The sequence below is a fragment of the Microseira sp. BLCC-F43 genome, assembly GCF_041929235.1.
Lineage (GTDB): Bacteria > Cyanobacteriota > Cyanobacteriia > Cyanobacteriales > Aerosakkonemataceae > Microseira.
Genome location: NZ_JBHFNP010000017.1, coordinates 1 through 18695 on the forward strand (window position 1 = coordinate 1; position 18695 = coordinate 18695).

Below are 18695 nucleotides of genomic sequence, written 5' to 3' on the forward strand. Positions count from 1 at the left end.
TCATAAAGAAGCGCTTTGGAGTCCCAGCTACTTTGCTATATCTGTAGTCGGCGCACCACTCGAAGTTCTCAAACAGTACATCAGAAATCAAGAAAAGCCGTCCTAGAAGGACGGGGCAAAAGACCCATTTCTTTGGTGAAAGCGCATAACGCTTGAGCCGAATGCAGCACACCACCGATAAACTGGTAAGCCAGGGTTGAAAGTCCCAATTCTCCTTGGGGGTCGTGAAACAGGTTGGCACTTTTGGCGCTATCCCAGACAGAAATGTGCGTATGGCAGCCATTTCCGGTCAGGTGGGGGAAAGGTTTGGGCATGAACGTAGCTCGCAACCCGTGATTTTCTGCGATCGCTTTCACCATATATTTGAAGAAGGCGTGGCGGTCGGCAGTTACGAGGGCATCAGCATACATCCAGTTGATCTCAAACTGACCGTTGGCATCCTCGTGGTCATTTTGATAAGCACCCCAACCGAGGGTCAGCATAGCATCGCAGATAGAGGAAATGACTTCAAACCGGCGCATTAAAGCTTGTTGATCGTAGCAGGGTTTAGTGGCGCGATCGCGCGGATCGGAAATTTGCGTCCCATCGGGGGACAGCAGAAAATACTCGCACTCAACGCCAGTGCGAACGCTATAACCCATGTCCTGCGCTTGCTGCAAAACGCGCTTCAGGACGAGGCGGGGAGTTTGCCCAACAGGTCGTCCATCCATCGTGTAGAGGTCAGCAGGCATCCAAGCGACTTCGGGCTGCCAGGGAAGTTGAAATAAACTGTTGGGGTCAGGAATTGCCAGTATATCTGGGTCGGCAGGGGTCATGTCCAACCAGGCAGCAAACCCGGCAAATCCCGCCCCATTCGCTGCCATTGTGTCAATCGCTTGGGCGGGCACTAACTTGGCACGTTGGACGCCAAACAAATCGGTAAAGCAGATTAGAAAGTAACGAAGCGGGCGATGTCAGAGAGGGAAGTCGTCATTAGGTTAGCCTCAAAAGTCAAAATTCAAAAGTCAAAAATAAGTAGCAAAGATTTACTCCTTTCTCGTGGGAAGAATTAGTATTATTGAACGCGCTATCTTCCCTAGGACACGAAGGAAGAAGAAGGAGGAAGTAGATGATCTTCTACCACCTAACACAGTAAGATATAAATTCAATTAGCAAGCAATTCCCGAATCGCCTCGCGGATAAAGGCTTCATCGTCAGGATTCTGGTAAGGATTGCCAGCGCGATGACCCCAAATTGATGCAATCGGTCGGTAGAAGGCATCAGGAATCAGCGCTGCTTCCAGGGCGCAATCTTCAGGTGTGAAATACAAATCTGTAGTTGCAGGCATGACGAGGGTTTTGGCTTTAATTGAACTGAGATCGCGTTTGTAATCCCCTTGATAAGTTGGGTTATCGCTGACATCGCAACGCAGCCAGGTATCAATCATTGCCAGCAGATTGTGGGGTTCCCGTTGGCGGTAGTTGGCTTCCCAAAATCGCAACAGGGAGTAGCGATTTAATTCATGATTAACAGGATATTTCCGGTCATTACAACCCATCTAGATTATTCTTATTTTTTCGTTTTAAGGAACGAATGAACTCACTCATCACATCGGCTCGAGTTCGATATACTGCCTTACAGTAGTCGTCTGAAACCAGGCGCTCCTCTTCTGTAATCCTGACGTAAGGATTGTATTGAACCATATAATTGTAACGAGAATTGTGTTACAATGATTCCAGTGGCTCAAAGGGGAGTCCTGTGTTTGCAGTGAAACGTCAACTCAAATTGAATAAACGAGAGATGACGCGAATGGCACAACATGCAGGATGCTCTCGATTGGTTTATAACTATGGGTTAACCCGGTTTTGGCAGTCGGTTGATGCTGGCTCCAAAGCCTCTGACAGCAAAAGAATTAAAGCCATCAAAAAGATTTTTACAAATGTCGTCAAGAAAGAACCTGAGAACGCCTGGATGAATCAACTCTCATCCAAGGTGTATCAATCAGCGTTTCAACATTTGCAGAGGGCATGGAGCCGATGGCGTGAAGGACTGTCAGAATGCCCCACTTATAAACGGAAGAAAGATAAACAGTCTTTCACCGTTTATGACGGGAATGGCAAATGCTTGGCCGAAGCAGGAAAAACAATCAAGCTCCCCACAATTGGAACATTTCGTTTGCAAGAACCGCTGGATGAAAGCTATATGAGTCAGACCTTCACCCTTAGTCGTGAAGCTGGCAAATGGTATGTTTCATTCTCGGTCGATGCAGAGCAAATTCGTCCGATTCAGCATGAAGTAACTGAACCTGTAGGGATTGATTTGGGTGTGAAGACGTTGGCAACTCTCAGTGATGGAACAGAGTTAGAAGCTCCAAAACCTCTCCAAAAAGCGATAACCAAGCTCAAGGAACTTCAGTACCGTAACCGTAACAAACAATTCGGTAACAGAAGGGCCAGAATTGGGGCTTCTAACAACGCCAAGAAGTATTTCCAACGATTGGCACGGTTGCATAAACTCGTTGCCGATCAGCGCCTTGATTTTTTGCATAAGACAACTACGGACATTTGCCGCAAATATGCTCACATTCGCATTGAAGACTTGAATGTGTCAGGGATGATTGCCAATCGCAAGCTATCCAAGGCAATTGGCGATTTAGGATTCTATGAGTTTCGTCGCCAATTGGAGTACAAAGCTCCGAGTTTTGGTTCTCAGTTGGAGATTGTCTCACGTTGGTATCCCTCCTCAAAACAATGTCGTCAGTGCGGGCATAAAAACGAAGGATTGAAGTTGAATGACAGGACTTTTGTATGCCCGAATTGTGGGCATAGGGAAGATCGGGATCTTCACGCTGCAATCAACTTGGCAAATGCTCCTAATAGTAAGTGCAGTAGGGTTGGCTCAACCCGATTTCAAGCCTGTGGACCCAGAAGTGCCGTCACCTCTGGTTGAAGCAGGAAGTAAACCTCAATGTCGGGACATGTCCGGTGTTGTATTAGTTTTATGGAGCAGTATTAAAGGGAGTTGTAACCGAGTTGGTAATAAATTCCTTCCCGGTAGAAAGCTTGCGAAGCCGCCCAACTAGGATAAATGCGGGCAAAGGCGCGCAAGCCCCGTTCCGGAATGCCATCAAAACCGATACCCGTCCAAGTTGGGTCAGCCGTTAAGGCTGCCCGCAGGCTTTGGAGAAAAATGCGGTTGTGGTCGGTGGTGCGTGCCGTACCGCAAACAGCCGCAATTCGTGCAACGCGGTCGGGGAATAATACACCCCAATGATAAGCTTGCTGTGCGCCCATCGACCAACCATAAACCAGCGCTAAATGTTCTATTTGGAAGACTTGGCGTAACAATTGTTCTTGGGCACGCACGTTATCGAGGTGGGTGAACCAAAACCCTTGTTCGGTTAGTTTACAGCGATCGCAATTGCTGGGAGAGGTAGATAGCCCGTTGCCAAACATGTTGGGAATGATGATAAACCAACCGTTCGGGTCAAAGATGCCATCGGGACGAATCAGCCAGTCGATGTCACTGTGCTGTGCGCCGTAGGATGTGGGATAAAGGATGACGTTTTTGCGATCGCTTGCCAATTCTCCATAAGTTTGATATATCAATTGGGCTTGGGGCAACACCACTCCACATTGGAGCGAGAAGTTCTCCAAAATAAAACAACTAGGAGAACGAGTCATCATATATTCTTGCCGAAATTGGCGATCAGGGTACGGTTGACATTTAGATAGCCCGATTCCACATGAGCAAAGTGAGGGCGCAGTTTTTCGTGTGCGGCGGGCAAAGCATGGAACGGAATCGACGCATAGAGGTGATGTTCGGCGTGGAAAGGCATATTCCACATCAGGAAGCGGATAGGCGCGATGGTCAGCGTCGTGCGAGTATTGGTGAGATAGTTAGCGTCAAGAGTACAGCCAGTGTGTTCGGCTAGCAAAATCATCCGTAAAATCGGCTGTCCGACGGCTAAAGGCAGTAACCAGTACAGGAAAAACCAAGGTTGTTGAAATAGGATGGAAAGTGCGATCGCACTTGCATAAACTCCCAGTTGCAGCCGCACCGAACCCACTACTTCATCTCGTGCCGTTTCGGGAATAAACGCACAGTTATCCAATTGACCTGTGGCAACGCTAAAATGTCCGCGTAACTTACCCCACCACCAGAGTAAACCGCTAATTTCTAAAAGATACTCCCACAAATTGCTTGGCTTCGGGTCGCTTAGTTCGGGATCAAAGTCTGGAATCTGCGTATAGCGGTGATGCCATTTATGATAGCGGCGGTAAAACGTACTGTTGTAGAACGATAGCAGCCCAGCAAACCAGGCAACAAAATCGTTCAAGCGATTGTTGGCAAACGCGGTGCGATGGACGCTTTCGTGCATCGGTGCGAACATGGCAGCAAGGCTAAAGCCATACACGATTAAAGCAGGTATTGCTAGCAGCAGATGATTGCGATGGGTTGCCCAGAAGTAGCCACTCACAACCATTACGGCTAAATGTCCGGCGAGTTGCACCAATCCCTGGCGATTCGAGCGCACATTCAGTACACTTAGTTCTTCCGTAGAGAGAATTTGATTGGGGCTGCTAATGACAGCGGCTTCCTCTAGTAAGGGAACGGGGTTGCTAACAGACTCATCACTACTAGACATTGAAAACCTAAAAATTGGCGAAGACAAAACAATATCAAGCTTTCTTAATATTGGTATTGATATATATTAGTATTTTACGCATTGTTGTATTTAAGGCTACTGTCTATAAAACCACGATCTTACGGGATTTTTAGTATAAATAGCAACACCAAAATTTTGGGTTTAAAGCCCCGTCCTTCTAGGACGGCTTTAATTGTCCCTTGATGTATTGCTTTAAAACTTCAATTGGCGCGCCTCCAACCGAAACAGCAAAGTAGCTAGGACTCCACAGAGCGTCTTTCCCGTAAGGTTTAGGATGTCCGGCTTGTCCGTATCGGCGACTCGATACCCCTTTTAAAGCATTAACAATCTGAGACACAGAAAGCTTTGGCGGAAGCTCAATTAAAGCATGAATGTGGTCGGATTCCCCGTTAAATTCTAATATCTGAAAATTCATCTTTTTCGCCACTTCCTGAAAAGATTTTTCAATTCCGTTCAGACTCTCTGCTGTAAATACAGGTCTGCGGTATTTTGTCACGCCAACTAAATGAATCTTAATATCCGAAACACTGTGTCTTTCTTTCCGGTATTTGGTTGTGATTGCTGTATATCTGTGTTAGAAGGCAGACCAATCTTAACATACCCCATGAAAGCAAGGTATCGATACCGCTTCTATCCAACAGACCAACAGCAGCAGAGCTTAGCTCAGTTGTTTGGTTGCGTGCGCGTAGTGTGGAACGATGCCCTGGCAAAGTCGCTTAAAAACAAATTTCCCGGCTTTAACGAACTGTGTAAGTCTTTGACAATTTCTAAAAAGACAGAGGAAAGATTGTGGCTAAACGACGTATCTTCTGTCGCCCTGCAACAGTCCCTCAAACAGTTGGACGCTGCCTACAAAAGCTATTTTGATTCCCTAAAAGGCAAGCGTAAAGGCAAGAAAGTAGGGAAACCTAAATTCAAAAAACGGACAAACAGGCAGTCCGCAACCTTGACTAATGCCGGGTTTTCTTTAAAAGGAGATGAAGTTTACTTAGCTAAAATCGGTAACGTTAAGCCGATTTGGAGCCGCCAATTGCCATCGTAACCTAGTTCGGTAACGGTAATCAAAGATTGTGCCAACCGCTATTTATTGATCTTTGTATTCGAGATAAATCCGGTTAGCGTTCAGGCAAAAAACGAGTCAATTGGGATTGATTTAGGTATCAAAACCTTTGCTGCACTTAGCGACGGGATGCAGGTAAAAGGCCCGGAATACTCAAAATAAAACCGCAAAATTAGGAAGTTGCAGCGCAAGTTAGCGCGCCAACAGAAAGACTCAAAACGACGCAATAAAACCCGAATCCGCATCGCCAAACAGCACAATAAGATTGCGGACAAGCGCACCGATTTTCTGCACAAACTGTCAACCAGAATTGTCAGGGAGAACCAAGCTGTGATTCTGGAAGACCTCAACGTGTCGGGCATGGCGAAAAACCGCTCCCCTAGCCAGAGCAATTAGTTTGCAGGGATGGTATGAATTTCGCACCTTAATCGAAGCTAAATGCGATAAATACGGGCGCGATTTCAGGGTAATTAGTAGGTGGGAGCCGACAAGTCAAATTTGTTCGGAGTGCGGGTTTAGATGGGGTAAACTGGATCTCAAGATCCGAGAAATAGCTTGTCTCAACTGCGGGGCACACCACGACAGAGACGAAAACGCCGCCAAAAATATAGTTCAAGTCGGGATGGGATATCGCCACGACTTTAAACAGACGCAGAGAGAAGGTAAGACCGCTTGCGGCACATCTCGATGAAGCGTCAAGAATCCCCGCCGTTCTACGGCGGGGAGTATATCAAAGCTCCCATTAAGCCAGTAGTGGAGCAGTTGGCAGCAGCAAGAAAGCGCTTGTGTGGAGGAAGGCGGCGACGCAGACGAGTTGCTGGAGCGAGTGAAGGCAGCGATTTCCCAAGGGGAACGCTTCGCGAACGCACAAACAGAAAAACCCGTTAACGAGAATCTCCCAGACTACGAGGCGATACGCGATATGCCTCGCTTCCGCGCAAGGGACGCATCCTCTCCAACCTGCGCTCAGACAAGCTGAAGGCTCTAAATCTAGAGCTTCTAAAGATAAAATTGCCCAAGAGTCAAAATACTCTTTGATCGAGGGATGGTACTCTTGCACCGCAACTGCTATTGACTCGAAAAAGGGCGCGTTTCAAACAAAGAGTGACTTTGCTTTTGAGTGGGACTGTGTGAGGAAGATTTTTGTACCCTTTCCCAGGCCATGAGTTATACTTGCTACCACACCAGGGTCAGAGTTTTTGGCAGCTTACTTGAAAATGGCTGTGGCTTGCAAGCCGAAAGCCAGAAAAGTTTGATCGAGATTTGGTAAAGATAAAAATACGTCCCAACAGCCCCCTACCGATTCGTCAGGAGTTAGTGATGCATGTTACAGCAAGCAAAAACTGGCAAGCAGGCAACTATCGCTATCTAATGGCATCTGTGGCAGCAGTGCGCCAAGTGTTAGAAAGTTACGTTGCCAACTTAAAAAATCAGCCGATTTCTTTATCTGAAGCAGAAATTCAATCGGCATTACTAGCGGCGGCGGCGGATCTGCCTGCACCCTCGGCATTGCAACAACTTTGTACTGAATTCGGCTTATCGGATTTTGAGGGGAATCTGCTGCTGTTATGCGTTGGCATGGAATTGGATGCCACGTTTGCCAGTTTGTGCGCGATCGCTCAGGAAGATCCGCAACTAAGCTATCCTACGTTTAATCTGGCAATGTCGGTTTTTGCCGCACCCCATTGGGATGCTATTTCTCCGGATCGTCCTTTACGTTATTGGCAATTAATTGAGGTTGGCGGGGGTAAAACTATTACCCACAGTCCGTTGCGAATTAACGAGCGAATCTTACACTATTTAATGGGAGTAGATTGTTTAGATGAATATTTCAAAGGGACGATATCGCCGGTATCGACAAGTGGTTTGTTAGTGCGTTCGCAGGCAACAATCGCCACACAAATAGCCGGAATTTTGTCTAATAACTGGGGAGATGAGCAAGGCAGCATTTCTGTTCGCCAATTACCTATTACCAATTACCCATTACCAATCGTACAATTATGCGGGGATGAAGTAGCGGCTAAACTTGCGATCGCATCCACTGCATGTGAAATCGCAGGTATGAAATTAGCCGCAATATCCGCCAGGGTAATTCCGACAGTTACCGCCGAATTGAATAACTTGATATTACTGTGGCAGAGAGAAGCGCGTTTGAGTCGATGTGCCTTGTTATTAGACTGCGATGAATGGCAGCGGGAAGATGGGGCAAAAGAGAATGCGATCGCCCAACTGATGGAAAGTATCACCACTGGGTTAATTATAACGACGCGCGATCGCCGCCCCGCACCCAAGCGTCCCCTAATTACTTTTGATGTCCATCCCCCCACAAAACAAGAACAACTAGAAATCTGGCAAAACGCTTTAGGAGAAATCGCACCCAGTCTCAACGGACAAGTAGAAGTATTAGTCGAGCAATTTAACCTCAACGCCCCCACAATTTATGCTGTTTGTAGTGAAGCGTTAGGACGCATTGCAGGGGAGAGCAAAGATGATAATTCTCCTCTGCACCTCCGCACCTGGGCCCCTCTGCCTCAATTATGGGACATCTGTCGCGCTCAATCTCGCCCCCGCTTAGATGACTTAGCCCAACGCATCTCACCCGCCGCAACTTGGGATGATTTAGTATTACCAGAAGCACCGCGCCAAACATTGCGAGAAATTGCCGCTCATGTCAGACAACGCACCAAAGTTTACGAACAATGGGGATTTGCTAGTAAAGGAGGGCGAGGTTTAGGAATTAGCGCCTTATTTGCGGGTGTCAGCGGTACGGGTAAAACCATGTCAGCAGAAGTTTTAGCTGGAGAATTGCAACTCGATCTTTACCGGATTGACTTAAGTTCTGTAGTCAGCAAATATATTGGCGAAACCGAGAAGAATTTGCGGCGGGTTTTCGATGCAGCGGAAGGTGGCGCGACCATTTTGTTATTTGACGAAGCGGATGCCATCTTTGGCAAGCGCTCTGATGTAAAAGACAGCCACGATCGCTATGCCAATATGGAAGTTAGCTATCTGCTGCAACGCATGGAATCTTACCAAGGTTTAGCAATTTTGACCACGAATTTGAAAGATTCTTTAGATACTGCTTTTCTGCGCCGCATTCGGTTTGTGGTGAAGTATGCTTTCCCAGATGCCAAAGATCGGGCTGAAATTTGGCGGCGGATTTTCCCCAAAAATACGCCAACCCAAGGGTTAGATTGCAACAAATTAGCCCGGTTAAACGTAGCAGGCGGGAATATCCGCAATATTGCCTTAAATGCCGCTTTTATGGCAGCCGATGCCGGGGAGCCAGTGCAGATGAAACACTTATTGGAAGCCGCGCGGAATGAATATGTCAAGTTGGAGAGAACCCTAACCGACGCGGAAATTAAAGGTTGGGTATAACACTTTCATTGTCCCGTAAAGTTAAGATTTATTTTATGTTACCTTATGGTGGAAGCAGTTATGCCAAAATAAGGTAAATTGCCCCAAGATAGGCTAGAAGAAGAGGCGGCGTATGAGCAGGCAATGGGCGCAGAAAAAATCAGGATCGAATTCTTCGATGCCGGTGCAAAAAAGTTCATCTTGGCAGCGACCTTTCAGCGACCCAATTTACGATGCGCCAGCGCCAAAGCAGACGCCTTCAGTGCAGGCAAAACGCCGTAACGTTGACTGGAGTCGGGTAACGGTAGAAGCACCCAGTCAAGCGGGTGTACAGGCAAAGCTTACAGTCGGCACACCTGGAGATAAATACGAACAGGAAGCAGACGCGATGGCAAATAAAGTCATGACCATGCCTGCGCCGGGAAGCTCTCAGCCAATTCAACGGGAAATGGCACCAGAGGAAAAACAAGAGGAAGTGCAAACTAAACCTCTGGCAGCTGCTATTACGCCGCTGGTGCAAAGGGAAACTGCCCCAGAGGAAAACAAGGAAGAAGAAGTACAAGCTAAACCTCACTCAGGTAGCATCCAAAGAGAAACGGCACCAGAGGAAAACAAGGAAGAAGAAGTACAAACAAAACCTCAATCAGGTAGCATCCAAAGAGAAACGGCACCAGAGGAAAACAAGGAAGAAGAAGTACAAACAAAACCTCACTCAGGTAGCATCCAAAGAGAAACTGCCCCAGAGGAAAACAAGGAAGAAGAAGTACAAACCAAACCTGCACCAGAGGGCAAGTCCCAAAATAGCGGCAATTTAGAGAGCCAACTGAGTGGCAGTAAGGGGGGTGGCAGCCCTTTATCAGATGAAGTGCGAGCCTTCATGGAACCCCGGTTTGGTGCTGATTTTAGCGGTGTGCGGGTGCATACAGACGGTGCTGCCGTGCAGATGAACCAGGAATTAGGCGCTCAAGCTTTCGCTCACGGTAGCGATATTTACTATGGTGCGGGGAAGTCGCCTGGTAAGGATGAGTTGACGGCGCATGAGTTGACTCACGTCGTTCAGCAGACGGGTGGGGTGCAAAATCAACTGCAAGCAACCAATATTAGCAGTGCTAGACAACCGCAAATTAGTCGTTTGTCTACACCTAGCATTCAAGCCTCTTTTATTTCATTTGTTGTCAAAATGGGTGCTAAAAAGGCTTCTTTAGCTATCCTGAAGAAATTTATTAAGGAACAAATAAAGGACAAAATTCAGAAAATAGCTATCAAAAAATTTGCCAAACAGTTTGCTAAGGAAGCTGATGACTTAATAGGTGTTTTAGAAGACCCCTGGTGGGTAACAGCAATTGGTTTTATTCCCATAGTCGGAGATGCTTTTGATTTGGCTAGAGTACCGAAGCAAATTGCGACAGCAATGAAAAAAGCTGATGCATTAGAAGAGAAAGTGAAGAAGGTTTTAAGAATACAGGGTAAAAAAGCGGGAGATTTAATTCCCTCAACTCTGAAAAAAAGTGAGAGTTATGCTTCCGAGCTAGAAAATCATACTTATGCTCAGATAGTTGAGATGGCAGAGGGGGGTTCTGCCGCTGCTAAAAAAATGAAAAAGCTGATTGAGCAGACTGAGAGATTGATGGAGAAACTATAGAAAATGAATATTCAGGACTTCAAAGAGAGTTTAGAAAAGCTGGATGCACTACATCAACAGCAGGATTATGAATCGGCATTGAAATTAGTGCAAGATTTGCTAGCTGATTTTCCTTACTCGGTTGAGTTGCTGATTAAGTATGCCAAACTAATTCAACTTATCGATAAAGACGATCTAGCGAATTTTCCCAGTTTAAATGAAGCAAGAGAAAAGCTAGAAATATCTCATTTAATAGATCCTAAATCAATAGAGGCTTGCATTGAGTTGGGGAATTTTGAATATGCAATAAACGATAGTGCTAGTGAAGCAATTAGATATTTTAATGCCGGAGAGGAGATAGCTAAATCAGGATTGAAGGCAGCAATGATTGGTCAAATAAAATGTTATGCAGATCTGGGTGATATTTCTCAAGCTAAGGAAATTTTAAGAAAAGCCAAGGAATTTTTCCCTGATGATAGCGAACTGGGGATTCTGGCATTTGAGTTAGAAGATGAGTGACAAAAGTTATACTAATCGGTGTGAAAGCCTTGATGCAAAACTCAAATATTTTTTCAGTGGCTATTTCCACCAAAATTGGAAGTATACCTATAACTGGTAGGGAGATAGGCCATCATTTCAGGTTGTTGTGCGTGACTTTAAGACTAAGAATCCTCAAGCAATAGTTACCCAGGTAACTCAAAAATTGGAGCAATTCCTCACCCAGCATTTGACAGAAGACGATGAGGATCTCCGTGAGATTGTAGTCCAACACCAAGAGCAAAAGCTTGACATGCTTTAATCCCGGTTCCTTTTTGACGTTCTGCCAATCGCTAATTGTTGGTGCAGCGGTGCAGATGAACCGTGAGTTGGGGGCACAAGCTTTTACGCACGGTAGCGATAAGCTGCTACGCACCTAATTTGAGAATCAAATTTTCCCTTCTTCTTGTGGGGTGGGCATCTTGCCCGCCTCTTTATTGGATTTAAATGCGTAGCAGCTTATTTACTTTGGAGCGGGAAAGGCGCCGGGGAATAATGAGTTGATGGCGCATGAGTTGACTCACGTCGTTCAGCAGACAGGTGCCTCAAAGCAAACCGCACAGATGAAAACTGAGGTAATCCAACGATTTGCACCGGCGGCAGCAGCCCCAGCCGCTGTTTTTGGGCCTGTGGGACTGACAGTAGCAGTGGGAGTTGTTGGAGTGACGATCGTTGTTTTGTGGTTGAACAATGGAGGCTGGGAAGAAATTGGCAGGATTACCGACGCTATTGGCAAGGGCATCAATGGCAGTCTGGAAGAACTGAGAAATATACTAAATAAAGCTGGTAATGCTGCGAGGGAGAGGCTAGAAGAAATAGAAGAATATATTCGCATAGTTATGATGGCTGCCCCTGGAAATCAGGCTGATACAGGAATTATGCAAGAGGCTAATGAACTGGTAAGCCAGGGTCAAGCGGGAGACATCTGTGAAGCGCTTGCTCTACTGATGAAACAAGCTAAGTCTGCTCAAGATACTAACAGAATTGGGAGAATTAAAGCGACGCAAAAAGCTAAAGGCTGTAGGCACAGTCGTCATAGTTAAGGAGTTGAGTTATGCAAGAGTCTATTATTGATAAACTGGTAGAGCAGTGTAGAACGGGCAATCCTGCTGAGCAAGCGCCAGCGCTTCAAGATTTGGTCGATATGAAAGCCTACGTTGCAGTACCAGAGATTTTAGAGTTACTAAAATCTCCTAATGATGCAATTCGTTTTTCAGCAGCAGAAGCGCTTGGGGATCTAGGAGCAAAAGAAATAGAGTCAGTAGGGCCGGCACTGATAAACTTACTGGTAGATCCAGAAGGTCTTGTTCGCTCTGGGGCAGTAGATTCTTTGGGTATACTTGGGTATACGCCAGCCAGGAAGCCAGTCGAATCTTTGCTGCTTAACGATCCCGCTCCGATGGTTCGTGCTTCGGCTGCGGAAACTCTGGGGGATCTTGGCGAGAGCGAGGCGATAGAGTCATTAAAAGTATCAATGCAAGATGCTGATGAAACAGTTCGAGCCTATGCAGCCAACTCCCTCGGACTGCTAGGTACACCTGAGTTGTTACCACAGCTGCAATTAAACATCGAATCTGAGGATTGTTTAAAAGTAAAAGCTGAACTATTTGCAGCGAAGTACCGACTGGGTGCAAGGGAAGATATCAATCAATTGTTGAATTTGTTGTCAAATGCTGATGAAGACCTAGCAACAGTTATCTTGAATATCTTAACCGATCTGATAGAACGCAAAAGACCATTAACAATTGCCGTTGATGCTGCCAGAATTTGTGAGGTATTAGCTGTGGTTTCACAACGGTTCTTAATTTTAGCGAGTCAGGCTCAAAATCTTATAGTCGAATTAAAAAGATTAGAGTCTCAGTCAAACTAACAATCGGATCGCTTGGCAATTTTTGCGCTCGCTCAGAGTTTAATTTTTGCGATCCTGGGTGCTTTCGCGAGTGCTAAGGGTGTGCATATCGCTGTTTTACACCAAAATTTCCACCCGTTGAGCTTCAGTCCGACGACCGAGATTTTACCTCGAGGAACGCTTGCACCAACTCCTCAAACGAGCAGTTTAACACCAAGAGCAAAAGCTGGACATGCTTTAATCGCGGCTGCGACCTTGCTGTTTTTTTTTGGCAAGTATCGGTCAAAGCCTCACGCAGTAAGGCTTTGACCGATACTTGTCACCCCTAAGGCTATCTCAACTCGAAGCCGAACTTGCTCAAAGGAAGGCGGGTGCATCTGAATTGATGGAATGTGGGGTGAACTACCTACGCTCCCCTACGGGTGAGCGTAGGCTTCTGACTTCATGGGGGATTGCGTCAGCTTAGACTTACGCCCAAGCTTCGGACTCACATCCCCTCCATCAGCAGCAGTCCTGGTTCCCAAGACCGATAATATTCTGATGCCTTCTGCTCTAATATTGATTGCAGCGTTACCGTCTCGAGCGTGGTGAGTGCCGCAACTAGGACAAATCCAAGTCCTAACATCTAGCGGCATTTCATCAACTTGATAGTGACAATTTGAGCATAGTTTGGAGCTGGGAAACCATCTGTCAATCTCTACTAGCACCTTACCTTCACGGTCTAATTTGTACTGGATAAAATTGACAAACATTCCCCATCCCACATCAGAGATTGCTTTAGCTAGTTTGTGGTTACGAACCATACCCTTAGTATTCAGGCTTTCGACTACGATGACTTGGTTATCGTCAACAAGCTTTCTCGTGAGCTTATGCAAGTAATCTTGACGGGCATTACTAACTCGTTCGTGAACCCTAGCTACTAATTTCCTTGCTTTATTTCTTGACTTGCTTCCCTTCTCCTTTCTGGCTAGTTTTTGTTGTTTCCGTTTGAGGTTACGTTCATGTTTTGTCAAATGCTTGGGATTGGCATACTTAGAAGTCAAGACCCCATCATTGACAATGGCAAAATCCTTCAATCCTAAATCGATACCCGCAACCTTCCCATCAGTGCTAGCTGTTGGGCTATTGCCCTCTAACTCCATCAGCACGGAAGCATGATACTTCCCTGAAGGAGTCATACTGACAGTTACAGTTTTGATTGTTCCTTCAATTGGTCTATGAAGCTTAGCCTTAACTGTGCCAACACGACCCGGGAACTTGAGAGAACCATCAACTACTTTTACTGACTGCGGATACTCGATAGACTGCCTGTTTTTCTTAGCTTTGAATCTAGGGTATTTAGCTCTACCCTCAAAGAAGTTTTTATAGGCAGTTACCAGATTAAGTGTAGTAGCTTGCAAGACTTGTGAATAACAATCACCTAGCCAAGACGTTTCTTCTTGTTGTTTGAGTTTAGGAAGATAAGCGTTCAATGCAGCGCGTGTCAGACCTTTGCCCGTAGCTTTGTAAGTTTCAATGCACAGATTGAGTGCATAGTTCCACCACCAGCGAGAGCAACCAAAGTGTTGAGCTAGTATCGCTTGTTGTTCAATTGTCGGATACAGTCTAACCTTGACAGCTTGATGTCGCATTGGCTCTTACCTCCTCTTACCACTATATACCATTATTGGTAAGGTATCTCCGGAAGGTTTGTAATTTTTGTCGGGATTGACCGAACAAAAATTACTTGGGGGAGTCCATGTATCCCACGCCTCCCCTATCGGGGTAGGACGTGGGACTTATAGCTCCCCCAAACCCCCTCGCAAGTTAAAGTAATTAACTGGCATTGAATCATGTCAATGTCGCAAAGCTCGTATCCGGGGTTGTCGAGCTGGATTTGGTATCAAAGGAAGGTTTCAGCCGATACATAGGGCTGGGAGCCTTTGCCATGTGTACATTGCGGGTCTATGACCTTCCATTTTGACAGTAACGAATCGCACATGGCATTCTAGGGTACTCCGGGTTAGTGGTGGGTAGTTCACCCGATCGCACTACTTGACTAGCGTTGAGAGCAGCTACTTGCCATGCCTTCGGCTTCTAAGCAAGGATGAAATTTATGGTAACAACATCGGAAAATTCTAGCAACTTTGAGTATGTTATTGAATGCGGAACCGTTAATAGTACCGCTGCCAAACCTATTGGTGGCATTCTATTGATTGGCGGCGCAGAAGGGGAAAAATCTGGAGAAGATTCAGCCACTCGATGGTTCCTCAAACGAGCAAATCGGGGAGATTATTTAGTTCTTCGCTGCGGTGGGATTGGCTCTCAGGCTGCTTGGGTTTGCGATTATTATAGAGATTTTGTCAGTTCAGCCGCTGAACTTTCTATTGACAGCCGAGCAGCAGCCAACCATCCCAAAGTTATCCAATACATCCGCGATGCTGACGCCCTATTTATCGCTGGAGGGAATCAGAATCAATATGAAGATTATTGGGAAGGCTCAGCCGTAGAAGACGCAATTAATTACTTAATTAATCACAAAAAAGTTCCGATTGCTGGCACCAGTGCTGGCATGGCTATTCTGGGAGACTATTATTATGCACCAGCCCATGAAGGGGTGCTGAGTTCAGAAATCTTGAATAATCCCTTTCACCACAATACCAAAGATATTTATCGCAGCGACTTTATGCAAGTCCCCATGCTCAAAAATGTCATCACTGACACCCATTTAGACCGGATTGATGAGGAGCATCCGGAAACAAGATATGGGAGACTTTTTGGTTTTATGGCTAGAATCGTGCATGACAAAAACAATCAACTTCCGGTTTTTGGCATTGGGTTAGAAGAAGGTGCCTTTGTTGCGATTGATGAGAAAGGAATCGCTCAGGTGTTTGGCAATGGAACCACTCAAGGACAAGATGCCTATTTTCTGCAAACCAATGGCGCAGTCCCCGAACAAATTAAACAAGATTTGCCCTTAATTTGGCATCATAACGGACAAGCTGTTAAAGTCTATAAAATTTCAGGCACGCCAGCAGGAAGCGGCAGCTTTGACCTCAATAATTGGTCAACCGCTTCTGGCGGCACCTGGGAATACTGGTTTACTACTGGCGGAGAGTCTGGCTTTAAACGAAAACCAATCTTGTCTTGATCGGTGGTACAGTCAATTGAGAGCTTCTTCCTGGGTGGGTAATGCTTCTATCGCAGCAGTTGTCAGTCCTCTGCGCCCACCCTCTGCTAAATTCGGCAATCTTATTCCTGTATCGTAAAATGTTTCCCCATATAAGTAGGTGAGTATAAATAAACTGAACACAGGGCAGGCGGGACGCCCACCCCACAAGAGAGCTGAAATTCTTGTGGGGTGGGTATTGGATCTTGCCCTATGCTTAGATAACTATTTTCACTTTATTTCCCTCCACCTACTTATATGATTTCCGCCTAATTACCCTTAATAAAAATATCGACCCGTCACCGTGTCACCGTTCTCCCAAGTCATTCCTAACTATGGGTGAAGAACCGGACATGATATTATTCACCCATTAGAGTTTGTAACCAATCTTGCGTAAAAATTCCTGGCGTGCCTTCACATCATCAGCACTTTCCACACCTTTTGGCGAAAACCCATCTACAACTCCCAAAATGCCGCGTCCCTGTTCAGTTTCCGCCACAATTACCTGCACGGGATTTGCTGTCGCGCAATGAATTGTGCAAACTTCCGGACACTGCTTAATAGCATTCAAAAAGTTAATTGGGAATGCCTCTTTTAACAGAATCACAAAACTATGTCCGGCGGCAAGTGCTTGTGCATTTTTAGTCGCCACTGCTTGCAAAGATTCATCATTTCCCACCACTCGAATCAAGCATGGTCCAGATGCTTCGCAAAAGGCAATGCCAAATTTTACCTGTGGCGAAGTCCCCACCATAATCTCATACAAATCCTCGACTGTTTTAATAAAGTGGCTGTGACCAATAATAATGTTACTGCCTGAAGGAATTTCCATCGCCACTGACTTGAGTTCCATAATTAGCCTCCAACTTAAACTTGCACGCCTAATTCTACTAACGACCAATTAGCAATTAGCAATTAGCCAATAACTAATTCACAATTTCGTCGCGAGAGGTTTTAATTTTACTCTCGGATAATGGAGTTAACTCAGCAGGCGATGAAGACACCCCTCCCCACTGCTGCACAAAACTTTTTAAAAGCACCTCTTGTTCGGCGCGGAATCTCTCTAAGTCTCCCCCAGAATTGAGAACTGCAAACCAAACAATTCCTTGCTGCTGAGTTGGTAATGCTCCTGCTAAAGCACTCACCCGATTTAAACTTCCCGATTTAACCACCGATAGGGGCGGAATTTGACGCTGTTCTAAGATACCTTGATCTTGTCCGACAACGGCAAAAACATCGGCAATTGTCATGTTTTTAGTTGACAAATATTGCTGAATTGCTAAAAACATTGCTATGACGGCGCGGGGAGAAATTTTATTTTCTTCTCCCAATCCGGAACCATTAATTAGTTGAATTTCCTTTTGAGGTACTCCCGCTGCTTTGGCTGCTTTTTCTGCTACGACTTTTGCACCCCCGACCGAATCGGCTATCATCTGCGCCATCTTGTTGTTGCTGTACCGATTCATTTTTTTCAGCAGTTCGGTTAGCGGGTATGAATAATGACGCACTAGGGGCGTTACCTGGCTGGGTGTGATGGCAGAAAGCTGCACCGAACCATCAATTTTTACTTCAGGACGCGGCGTTCCGGGAGGTAAAGTTTGATACTGGGTTGCCACTGGTGCAGTCCAAAGACGAGAATTCAATGCTTGTTTGAGCAGATTACCCGATTTGAGGGGGCTTTGCTCGTAGTTCATGTAAAACTTGCCGACGATAATTAAATTACCAGTAACCCGCTTGATTCCCCGCTGATTTAAAGTGTTACCCAGAGCGATCGCTTCCTCCCAAACAAAAAACGGATCTTCCGCTCCCTGAATCACCAAATCTCCCTGCAAGACGCCGTTTTGAATCGGCCCAGTTGCCCCAATTTCCGTGATAAATTGGCGATCGGCATCATAGGTAGAAAGCGCTGCTAGGCTGGTTGCCACCTTGGTCAGGGAAGCCGCAGGTAGGGGTGTTGTGCCCTGATAATTGGCTAACAGCGTATTCCCCGATTGAATCCATATCCCTTGACCTTTCGCCGTAAATCCTTTAGCCGCCAGTTGTTTAACGTATTGTTGCGTTTTCTGTTGCATTGCTGGATCTCCATTGCTTGGCGGAGAGGTTACCAGTTTAATTGCTTGCGCTGCCGGTGATTCTGACTTTACTTCTTGTGTTTCTTTTTTTACTGGGCTAGCTTCAGGGGCGGAAGTGTTTTTTTCCGAATTTCCAGTACATCCAGCAGCCATAGCAAGTAACATTACGGATAAGCTAACAATTAAAGGTTTTATTTTTAGCATTAGGTTAATCGGGGAAGTTTTGCAGGAAAATCTATGCTTGATTTACAACAGTCGGGGCAACATAGTCAATAGGTTTGATTTGGGCATTAGAAACCCGGTTTTTTAGAAAAACCGGGTTTCTGGGGTTTTACGAGACGGTTTGCGATCGCTTATATCATCTCCGGTTCGCGCGGGGGGCGGGTTTAACTTGCATATT

Annotated in this window: 22 protein-coding genes; 13 read left to right on the top strand and 9 right to left on the bottom strand. The window is 45.9% G+C overall.

What is annotated here, in order from left to right:
• Positions 1-106 (top strand): transposase (locus tag ACE1CM_RS01850; protein WP_374875749.1); only part of this gene is annotated, 106 nt, incomplete at its 5' end.
• On the opposite strand, the gene ACE1CM_RS01855 is transcribed toward ACE1CM_RS01850, so the two are convergent.
• Positions 81-914: a hypothetical protein gene (locus ACE1CM_RS01855; RefSeq protein WP_374875703.1), complete on the bottom strand. Its 834-nt coding sequence runs from the start codon at positions 912-914 to the stop codon at positions 81-83. The two genes, ACE1CM_RS01850 and ACE1CM_RS01855, sit on opposite strands and share 26 nt — an antisense overlap.
• A gap of 230 nt (positions 915-1144) precedes the next feature.
• Complete coding sequence (locus ACE1CM_RS01860; protein ID WP_374875704.1) at positions 1145-1537, bottom strand: hypothetical protein; 393 nt, start codon at positions 1535-1537, stop codon at positions 1145-1147.
• Positions 1538-1746: 209 nt separating this feature from the next.
• On the opposite strand from ACE1CM_RS01860, the gene ACE1CM_RS01865 reads away from it, so the two are divergent.
• Positions 1747-2928, top strand: a complete 1182-nt coding sequence (locus tag ACE1CM_RS01865; protein ID WP_374875705.1) for an RNA-guided endonuclease InsQ/TnpB family protein — start codon at positions 1747-1749, stop codon at positions 2926-2928.
• 62 nt (positions 2929-2990) lie between these two features.
• On the opposite strand, the gene ACE1CM_RS01870 is transcribed toward ACE1CM_RS01865, so the two are convergent.
• The 3 genes from ACE1CM_RS01870 to tnpA form a co-directional block, all read right to left on the bottom strand.
• On the bottom strand, positions 2991-3665 hold the full coding sequence (locus ACE1CM_RS01870) for an alpha/beta fold hydrolase (RefSeq protein WP_374875706.1): 675 nt from the start codon (positions 3663-3665) through the stop codon (positions 2991-2993).
• Positions 3662-4627 carry a fatty acid desaturase family protein gene (locus ACE1CM_RS01875; protein WP_374875707.1) on the bottom strand — a complete coding sequence of 322 codons (966 nt, stop codon included), beginning with the start codon at positions 4625-4627 and terminating at the stop codon, positions 3662-3664. Before ACE1CM_RS01875 ends, ACE1CM_RS01870 begins: the two co-directional genes overlap by 4 nt.
• A gap of 178 nt (positions 4628-4805) precedes the next feature.
• Positions 4806-5207: an IS200/IS605 family transposase gene (gene tnpA / locus ACE1CM_RS01880; RefSeq protein WP_374875750.1), complete on the bottom strand. Its 402-nt coding sequence runs from the start codon at positions 5205-5207 to the stop codon at positions 4806-4808.
• 45 nt (positions 5208-5252) lie between these two features.
• Between tnpA and ACE1CM_RS01885 the strand changes: the two genes are divergently transcribed.
• The 10 genes from ACE1CM_RS01885 to ACE1CM_RS01930 all read left to right on the top strand — a co-directional run bounded on the left by ACE1CM_RS01885 (position 5253) and on the right by ACE1CM_RS01930 (position 13096).
• Positions 5253-5690 (top strand): RNA-guided endonuclease InsQ/TnpB family protein, encoded by a 438-nt coding sequence (locus ACE1CM_RS01885; protein ID WP_374875708.1) that lies wholly within the window; start codon positions 5253-5255, stop codon positions 5688-5690.
• Between the two features lie 198 nt (positions 5691-5888).
• Positions 5889-6104 (top strand): transposase, encoded by a 216-nt coding sequence (locus ACE1CM_RS01890; protein ID WP_374875709.1) that lies wholly within the window; start codon positions 5889-5891, stop codon positions 6102-6104.
• A 1-nt stretch (position 6105) separates the two neighbouring features.
• Positions 6106-6399 (top strand): zinc ribbon domain-containing protein, encoded by a 294-nt coding sequence (locus ACE1CM_RS01895; protein ID WP_374875710.1) that lies wholly within the window; start codon positions 6106-6108, stop codon positions 6397-6399.
• Positions 6396-6596: a hypothetical protein gene (locus ACE1CM_RS01900; protein WP_374875711.1), complete on the top strand. Its 201-nt coding sequence runs from the start codon at positions 6396-6398 to the stop codon at positions 6594-6596. The genes ACE1CM_RS01895 and ACE1CM_RS01900 overlap by 4 nt, the downstream gene beginning before the upstream one ends.
• Before the next feature lie 432 nt (positions 6597-7028).
• The gene (locus tag ACE1CM_RS01905; protein WP_374875712.1) at positions 7029-9089 is read left to right on the top strand and encodes an ATP-binding protein; all 2061 of its coding nucleotides are present in this window, start codon (positions 7029-7031) and stop codon (positions 9087-9089) included.
• A gap of 112 nt (positions 9090-9201) precedes the next feature.
• Positions 9202-10710: a DUF4157 domain-containing protein gene (locus tag ACE1CM_RS01910; protein WP_374875713.1), complete on the top strand. Its 1509-nt coding sequence runs from the start codon at positions 9202-9204 to the stop codon at positions 10708-10710.
• 3 nt (positions 10711-10713) lie between these two features.
• Positions 10714-11208, top strand: a complete 495-nt coding sequence (locus ACE1CM_RS01915; protein WP_374875714.1) for a tetratricopeptide repeat protein — start codon at positions 10714-10716, stop codon at positions 11206-11208.
• 127 nt (positions 11209-11335) lie between these two features.
• Entirely contained in the window at positions 11336-11488 is a 153-nt protein-coding gene (locus tag ACE1CM_RS01920; protein ID WP_374875715.1) for a hypothetical protein, read from the top strand.
• A 199-nt stretch (positions 11489-11687) separates the two neighbouring features.
• A complete protein-coding gene (locus tag ACE1CM_RS01925) occupies positions 11688-12269 on the top strand; it encodes a polymorphic toxin type 34 domain-containing protein (protein ID WP_374875751.1) in 582 nt (193 codons plus the stop codon).
• An 11-nt stretch (positions 12270-12280) separates the two neighbouring features.
• Positions 12281-13096, top strand: coding sequence for a HEAT repeat domain-containing protein (locus ACE1CM_RS01930; RefSeq protein WP_374875716.1), 816 nt, complete (start codon positions 12281-12283; stop codon positions 13094-13096).
• Between the two features lie 395 nt (positions 13097-13491).
• Here the strand turns inward: ACE1CM_RS01930 and ACE1CM_RS01935 are convergent, their stop codons facing one another.
• Positions 13492-14706 (bottom strand): RNA-guided endonuclease InsQ/TnpB family protein, encoded by a 1215-nt coding sequence (locus ACE1CM_RS01935; RefSeq protein WP_374875717.1) that lies wholly within the window; start codon positions 14704-14706, stop codon positions 13492-13494.
• A gap of 464 nt (positions 14707-15170) precedes the next feature.
• Between ACE1CM_RS01935 and ACE1CM_RS01940 the strand changes: the two genes are divergently transcribed.
• On the top strand, positions 15171-16205 hold the full coding sequence (locus tag ACE1CM_RS01940) for a cyanophycinase (protein WP_374875718.1): 1035 nt from the start codon (positions 15171-15173) through the stop codon (positions 16203-16205).
• 12 nt (positions 16206-16217) lie between these two features.
• On the opposite strand, the gene ACE1CM_RS01945 is transcribed toward ACE1CM_RS01940, so the two are convergent.
• The 3 genes from ACE1CM_RS01945 to ACE1CM_RS01955 all read right to left on the bottom strand — a co-directional run bounded on the left by ACE1CM_RS01945 (position 16218) and on the right by ACE1CM_RS01955 (position 18499).
• Positions 16218-16367 carry a hypothetical protein gene (locus tag ACE1CM_RS01945; RefSeq protein ID WP_374875720.1) on the bottom strand — a complete coding sequence of 50 codons (150 nt, stop codon included), beginning with the start codon at positions 16365-16367 and terminating at the stop codon, positions 16218-16220.
• A gap of 226 nt (positions 16368-16593) precedes the next feature.
• Positions 16594-17076 (bottom strand): adenosine-specific kinase, encoded by a 483-nt coding sequence (locus ACE1CM_RS01950; RefSeq protein ID WP_374875721.1) that lies wholly within the window; start codon positions 17074-17076, stop codon positions 16594-16596.
• A gap of 73 nt (positions 17077-17149) precedes the next feature.
• Positions 17150-18499, bottom strand: a complete 1350-nt coding sequence (locus tag ACE1CM_RS01955; RefSeq protein WP_374875722.1) for a D-alanyl-D-alanine carboxypeptidase — start codon at positions 18497-18499, stop codon at positions 17150-17152.
• Positions 18500-18695 lie beyond the last annotated feature (196 nt).

Coding starts and splice junctions, on each gene's coding strand:
- ACE1CM_RS01870 (WP_374875706.1), bottom strand. CDS start 3,665: ATGATGACTCGTTCTCCTAGTTGTTTTATTTTGGAGAACTTCTCGCTC.
- ACE1CM_RS01915 (WP_374875714.1), top strand. CDS start 10,714: ATGAATATTCAGGACTTCAAAGAGAGTTTAGAAAAGCTGGATGCACTA.
- ACE1CM_RS01900 (WP_374875711.1), top strand. CDS start 6,396: ATGAAGCGTCAAGAATCCCCGCCGTTCTACGGCGGGGAGTATATCAAA.
- ACE1CM_RS01910 (WP_374875713.1), top strand. CDS start 9,202: ATGAGCAGGCAATGGGCGCAGAAAAAATCAGGATCGAATTCTTCGATG.
- ACE1CM_RS01905 (WP_374875712.1), top strand. CDS start 7,029: ATGCATGTTACAGCAAGCAAAAACTGGCAAGCAGGCAACTATCGCTAT.
- ACE1CM_RS01935 (WP_374875717.1), bottom strand. CDS start 14,706: ATGCGACATCAAGCTGTCAAGGTTAGACTGTATCCGACAATTGAACAA.
- ACE1CM_RS01875 (WP_374875707.1), bottom strand. CDS start 4,627: ATGTCTAGTAGTGATGAGTCTGTTAGCAACCCCGTTCCCTTACTAGAG.
- ACE1CM_RS01955 (WP_374875722.1), bottom strand. CDS start 18,499: ATGCTAAAAATAAAACCTTTAATTGTTAGCTTATCCGTAATGTTACTT.
- ACE1CM_RS01950 (WP_374875721.1), bottom strand. CDS start 17,076: ATGGAACTCAAGTCAGTGGCGATGGAAATTCCTTCAGGCAGTAACATT.
- ACE1CM_RS01885 (WP_374875708.1), top strand. CDS start 5,253: ATGAAAGCAAGGTATCGATACCGCTTCTATCCAACAGACCAACAGCAG.
- ACE1CM_RS01940 (WP_374875718.1), top strand. CDS start 15,171: ATGGTAACAACATCGGAAAATTCTAGCAACTTTGAGTATGTTATTGAA.
- ACE1CM_RS01860 (WP_374875704.1), bottom strand. CDS start 1,537: ATGGGTTGTAATGACCGGAAATATCCTGTTAATCATGAATTAAATCGC.
- ACE1CM_RS01930 (WP_374875716.1), top strand. CDS start 12,281: ATGCAAGAGTCTATTATTGATAAACTGGTAGAGCAGTGTAGAACGGGC.